The organism is Mesorhizobium sp. M7A.F.Ca.CA.002.04.1.1 (assembly GCF_004022805.1).
GTDB lineage: Bacteria > Pseudomonadota > Alphaproteobacteria > Rhizobiales > Rhizobiaceae > Mesorhizobium > Mesorhizobium ciceri.
The window spans coordinates 1-5,486 of record NZ_RZPL01000370.1 but is presented as its reverse complement, the minus strand read 5'-3'; the positions used below and the strand labels follow the sequence as shown (position 1 = coordinate 5,486).

At 65.2% G+C, this 5,486-nt stretch carries 5 protein-coding genes; 4 read left to right on the top strand and 1 reads right to left on the bottom strand.

Going from position 1 to position 5,486, the window contains the following annotated elements; translation table 11 throughout:
• Nucleotides 1-250: SDR family NAD(P)-dependent oxidoreductase (locus ENZ75_RS19245; protein ID WP_128278248.1), on the bottom strand; the 250-nt coding region annotated here is incomplete at its 3' end.
• 269 nt (nucleotides 251-519) lie between these two features.
• Between ENZ75_RS19245 and ENZ75_RS19240 the strand changes: the two genes are divergently transcribed.
• The 4 genes from ENZ75_RS19240 to ENZ75_RS19225 form a co-directional block, all read left to right on the top strand.
• Nucleotides 520-1,773 carry a sarcosine oxidase subunit beta gene (locus tag ENZ75_RS19240; RefSeq protein WP_063168974.1) on the top strand — a complete coding sequence of 418 codons (1,254 nt, stop codon included), beginning with the start codon at nucleotides 520-522 and terminating at the stop codon, nucleotides 1,771-1,773.
• Nucleotides 1,773-2,213 carry a hypothetical protein gene (locus ENZ75_RS19235; protein ID WP_013529657.1) on the top strand — a complete coding sequence of 147 codons (441 nt, stop codon included), beginning with the start codon at nucleotides 1,773-1,775 and terminating at the stop codon, nucleotides 2,211-2,213. The genes ENZ75_RS19240 and ENZ75_RS19235 overlap by 1 nt, the downstream gene beginning before the upstream one ends.
• 10 nt (nucleotides 2,214-2,223) lie before the next feature.
• Nucleotides 2,224-2,520, top strand: a complete 297-nt coding sequence (locus tag ENZ75_RS19230) for a sarcosine oxidase subunit delta (protein ID WP_013529658.1) — start codon at nucleotides 2,224-2,226, stop codon at nucleotides 2,518-2,520.
• Nucleotides 2,517-5,486, top strand: a 2,970-nt coding sequence (locus tag ENZ75_RS19225; RefSeq protein WP_164887868.1) for a sarcosine oxidase subunit alpha, incomplete at its 3' end; no start/stop codon positions are given. The genes ENZ75_RS19230 and ENZ75_RS19225, both read left to right, overlap by 4 nt.

The window sequence follows — 5,486 nt, the reverse complement described above, 5'->3', positions numbered from 1 at the left end:
GCCCGCCGAATTTTTCGACCGCCAGATCGACAAGGGCCTTTGCGTAGGCTTCGTCGCGGACATCGCCGGCAAGCGCGATGGCGATGCCATCGGCATCCGCGATTTCGGCGACAAGCGCGTCGAGCTCGGCCTGGCGGCGGGCGGCGACGATGACCTTGGCGCCTTCCTCCGCGAAGAGTTTTGCCGTGGCGCGGCCGATGCCGGAACTGGCGCCGGTGACGATGGCGATCTTGTTTGCGAGTGCGAACATTTTTGCATCCTTTTCTTCGCGCCGGCTTGACCGGCAGTTGGGATGCTTGGTCGCAGATCGAGGCCAGGCGAGCCACCCGATACCCGCCAAGATGCTGGAAAGCGCCGACGCGCCGGATGCGTCTTTTTCACCACGGCGCAAAACGGCAAGCGCCGTCGCAAACAGCGCAAGGGTGGAAGCGCTGTTTCGCTAGTGATACACCTCGCGCGCCGGGACCGACTGAACGCCGGCCGCCATTCGCGAAGCCTTTTTGGGGCGAGGTTGGGACGTTGAAGAAATATTCGGTATTCGCCATCGCCCGTGAAGCCATGCGCGGCCACAAGGGCTGGGAAGAACAGTGGTCCTCGCCTGAGCCCAGGAAAGAATACGACGTCATCATCGTCGGCGCCGGCGGCCATGGCCTGGCCACCGCCTATTACCTCGCCACGGTTCACGGCATCACCAATGTCGCGGTGCTGGAAAGGGGCTGGCTCGGCGGCGGCAACACAGGCCGCAACACCACCATCATCCGCTCCAACTATCTCTATGACGAGAGCGCCGGCATCTACGACCATGCACTGAAGCTGTGGGATGGGCTGAGCCAGGAGCTCAACTACAACGTCATGTATTCGGCGCGCGGCGTCATGATGCTCGCGCACAATGTGCACGACGTGCAGGTGCTGAAGCGCCACGTGCACGCCAACCGGCTGAACGGTATCGACAATGAGTGGCTGACGCCGGAGCAGGCGAAGGAATTCTGCCCGCCGCTCAACACCTCCAGGGATGCGCGCTATCCGGTGGTCGGTGCGGCGCTGCAGCGGCGCGGCGGCACGGCGCGCCACGATGCGGTTGCCTGGGGCTATGCGCGCGGCGCCTCGGCGCGCGGCGTCCATATCATTCAGAATTGCGAGGTCACCGGGGTCAAGCGGGCGGCCAATGGCGCGGTTTTGGGCGTCGACACGACGCGCGGCTTCATCGGTGCCAAGAAGGTCGGCGTCGTTGCCGCCGGCCATTCCTCAGTGATCATGAACATGGCCGGCGTGCGCATGCCGCTGGAGAGTTATCCATTGCAGGCGCTGGTGTCGGAACCGGTCAAGCCGGTGGTGCCCTGCGTGGTCATGTCGAACACGGTGCACGCCTATATCTCGCAGTCCGACAAGGGCGAGCTGGTGATCGGCGCCGGCACCGACCAGTATGTCTCCTATTCGCAGACCGGCGGCCTGCACATATTGCAGCACACGCTGGACGCCATCTGCGAGATGTTCCCGATCTTCACGCGCATGAAGATGCTGCGCTCGTGGGGCGGCATCGTCGACGTCACGCCCGACCGCTCGCCGATCCTGGCCAAGACGCCGGTGCCCGGGCTTTATGTCAATTGTGGCTGGGGCACGGGCGGCTTCAAGGCGACGCCGGGCTCGGGCCATGTCTTTGCCCACACCATCGCCAAAGACGATCCGCATCCGATCAATGCGCCCTTCACCATCGAGCGCTTCCGCACCGGCCGGCTCATCGACGAGGCGGCGGCGGCGGCGGTGGCGCACTGATGATGGCTGGGATGGCTGTCGCGATGCCGCTGATTCTGGCGGGGGAACACGTGCTGGCGGGGGAACGGGGCATGTTCCATTTTCCGTCGGCTGACGAAGTGCGCACGCAACCGATCAGCCGCACCGGCAACGAGACCGTCTGGCCGTTTTCGGTCGACGACGGCACGCTGGCCTGCGTCTGGAGCGGCGGCCAGCGGGTGGTGATGTTCTTCGAGGGACGTCCCGAAGGGCTTGACGAAGACGAGACATTCCAGCCGCGTCAAGTCATCGTCACCACCGATCCGATGCAACTCACTCTCGGCAACATGGCGTCGCGCGATCTGTTTCGTCCCGCTGCAAGCGTGGAGGAACGCATCCGGCTCGTCGCGCCGTTCGCGACCCTGGGACAGAAGCTTTGCGATCAACCGGCGGGCGCCCGCGTCGGCCACGGCGAATTGTAGGAACGAACAAATGCTTCTCATCCGCTGCCCCTATTGCGAGGAAGAGCGTCCGGAACTCGAGTTCCGCAACGCCGGCGAGGCGCATATCGCGCGCTCGGCCAATATGGCCGGCGAGAGCGACGACGATTTCGAAAAGTTCTTCTTCATCCGCTCCAACCCCAAGGGCATCATCTATGAGCGGTGGCGGCACATGCATGGCTGCGCGCGTTTCTTCAACGCCGTGCGCGACACCGTCACCGACAGGTTCGTCATGACCTACAAGGCCGGCGAACCCAAACCCTCCAAGCTGCCAGGAGTTGGCAAATGAGCGGCGCGTCGTACCGCATTTCCGGCGCCGGCCGCTTCAGCCAAGCCAAGACCGCGCGTTTCAGCTTCGATGGCCAGTCCTATGCCGGCATCGAGGGCGACACGCTGGCCTCGGCGCTGCTCGCCAATGGCGTCCATCTGGTCGGCCGTTCGTTCAAGTACCACCGTCCGCGCGGCATCCTGTCGGCGGGCGCCGAGGAGCCGAACGCGCTGGTCGAAATCAGGCGCGACGCGGCACGCAAGACGCCGAACGTGCGCGCGACTGTGCAGGAGCTTTATGACGGGCTCGAGGCGCAGTCGCAGAACCGCTGGCCGTCGCTGTCCTTCGACGTCGGTGCGGTCAACGACATCGCGTCGCCGATGTTTTCGGCCGGCTTCTACTACAAGACCTTCATGTGGCCGAAGGCGGCATGGAAGAGCCTGTACGAGCCCAAGATCCGCGCCGCGGCCGGTCTTGGAGTTTCCCCGGACCAGCCCGATCCCGACCATTATTCGTCACGCTATGCGCATTGCGACGTGCTGGTGCTGGGCGGCGGTGCGGCGGGCATCGCTGCGGCATTGGCAGCGGCGGAGACCGGCGTGCGGGTCATCCTCGCCGACGAGCAGGCCGAGTTCGGCGGCAGCCTGCGTTTCGAGAGCGGCGCGAAAATCGACGGCCAGGACGGCTTTGCCTGGGCGCAAGCTGCCGTGGCGAAGCTCGCCGCGATGGACAATGTCCGCGTGCTCCCGCGCACGACGGCGTTTGGCTATTACGCGCAGAATTTCGTCGGCCTGGTCGAGCGTGTCAGCGATCATCTGAAGGCTCCCGGCCACGATCTGGCGCGCGAGCGGCTGTGGCAAGTCAGGGCCAAGCGCGTGGTGCTGGCCTCGGGCGCCATCGAGCGCCACATGGTGTTCGCCGACAACGACCGCCCGGGCATCATGCTGGCGGGTGCCGCGCGCACCTATCTCAACCACTATGGCGTCGCGGTCGGCAGGAATGTCGGCGTCTACACCGCCAATGATTCCGCCTATGCAGCGGCGATCGACCTGAAGAAGGCCGGCGTCAACGTGGCGGCGATCGTCGATCTGCGCGACAATCCGACCGGACCGGTGATCGACGAGGCGAGGGCGCTCGGCATCGAGGTCAATTTCGGCCGCGCGGTGATCCGCGCCGGCGGCAAGCTGCGCGTTTCCTCGATGACGGTGCAGCCGAAGAATGGCGGCGGCGAACGCATCATTCCAGTCGACGCGATCCTGATGTCGGCCGGCTGGACGCCGTCGGTGCATCTGTTCTCGCAGTCGCGCGGCAAGGTCGCCTTCAACGACGAGACCAAGCGCTTCGTGCCGGGCACCTATGCGCAGGATTGTGTCTCTGTCGGCGCCTGCAATGGTACCGACGGCCTATCGGCGACGGTCGACGAGGCCTATGCCGCGGGCGCCAAAGCGGCCAGGGATGCGGGCGCGAAAACCGCCAAGGGTACGAAGCCGAAGGTCGACACCTCGGAGAGCTGGTCGCGCGGCATGCTGGGTGCGGCTCCTGGCGCCGGGCCGGACACCACGGTGAAGGCGTTTGTCGACTTCCAGAACGACGTCACCGCCAAGGATATCCGCCAGGCGGTGCACGAAGGCATGCGCTCGATCGAGCACGTCAAGCGCTTCACCACCAACGGCATGGCCACCGATCAGGGCAAGACCTCCAACATGCACGGCCTGGCGATTGCCGCCGAGATGCTGGGAAAGCCGATCCCGGAGGTCGGCCTGACCACGTTCCGGGCGCCCTATACGCCGGTGACCTTCGGCGCCATCGTCAGCCATGCGCGCGGGCCGCTGTTCGACCCGACGCGTAAAACGGCGATCCATCCCTGGGCCGAGGCGCAAGGCGCGGTGTTCGAGGATGTCGGCCAGTGGAAGCGCGCCTGGTATTTCCCCAAGGCGGGCGAGGACATGCATGCTGCTGTCGACCGCGAATGCGTCGCCGTGCGCAAGACTGCCGGCCTGTTCGATGCCTCGACACTGGGCAAGATCGAAGTGGTCGGGCCGGATGCGGCCAAATTCATGGAGCTGCTCTACACCAACCCTTGGGAGAAGCTGGAACCCGGCCGCTGCCGCTATGGCATCATGCTGCGCGAGGACGGTTTCATCTATGATGACGGCGTCGTCGGCAGGCTGGCGCCCGACCGTTTCCATGTGACGACGACGACCGGCGGCGCGCCGCGTGTCATGAACCACATGGAGGACTATCTCCAGACCGAGTTCCCGCATCTCAATGTCTGGCTGACCTCGATCACCGAACAATGGGCTGTCATCGCCGTGCAGGGACCAAAATCCCGCGACATCATCGCGTCGCTGGTCGAAGGCATCGACATGTCGGACGAGGCGCTGCCGCATATGTCGGTGCGCGAAGGCAAGATCTGCGGCGTGCCGACGAGGTTGTTCCGCATGTCGTTCACCGGCGAGCGGGGCTTCGAGGTCAACGTGCCTGCCGACTATGGCCAGGCGGTCTGGGAAGCGCTTTGGGCCGAAGGCCAGAAGCATGGCGCCGCCGCCTACGGCACCGAGGCGATGCACGTGCTGCGCGCCGAAAAGGGCTACATCATCGTCGGCCAGGACACTGACGGCACGGTGACGCCGAACGATGCCGGTCTCGACTGGGCGGTCGGCAAGAAGAAGACCGACTTCGTCGGTATCAGGGGCATGGCGCGGCCCGACCTGGTCGCCAAGGGCCGCAAGCAACTGGTCGGCTTGAAAACGAAAGACCCAAAGGTGGTGCTGGAGGAAGGCGCGCAGATCGTCGCCGACCCCAAGCAGGCGATCCCGATGAAGATGATCGGTCACGTCACCTCGAGCTACTGGTCGGAAAATTGCGGCCGCTCGATCGCGCTGGCGCTGGTCGCCGGCGGCCGCGACCGGATGGGCGACACGCTCTACGTGCCGATGCCGAACGGGGTGATCGAAGTGGAGGTTACCGGCATGGCGCTCTTCGAC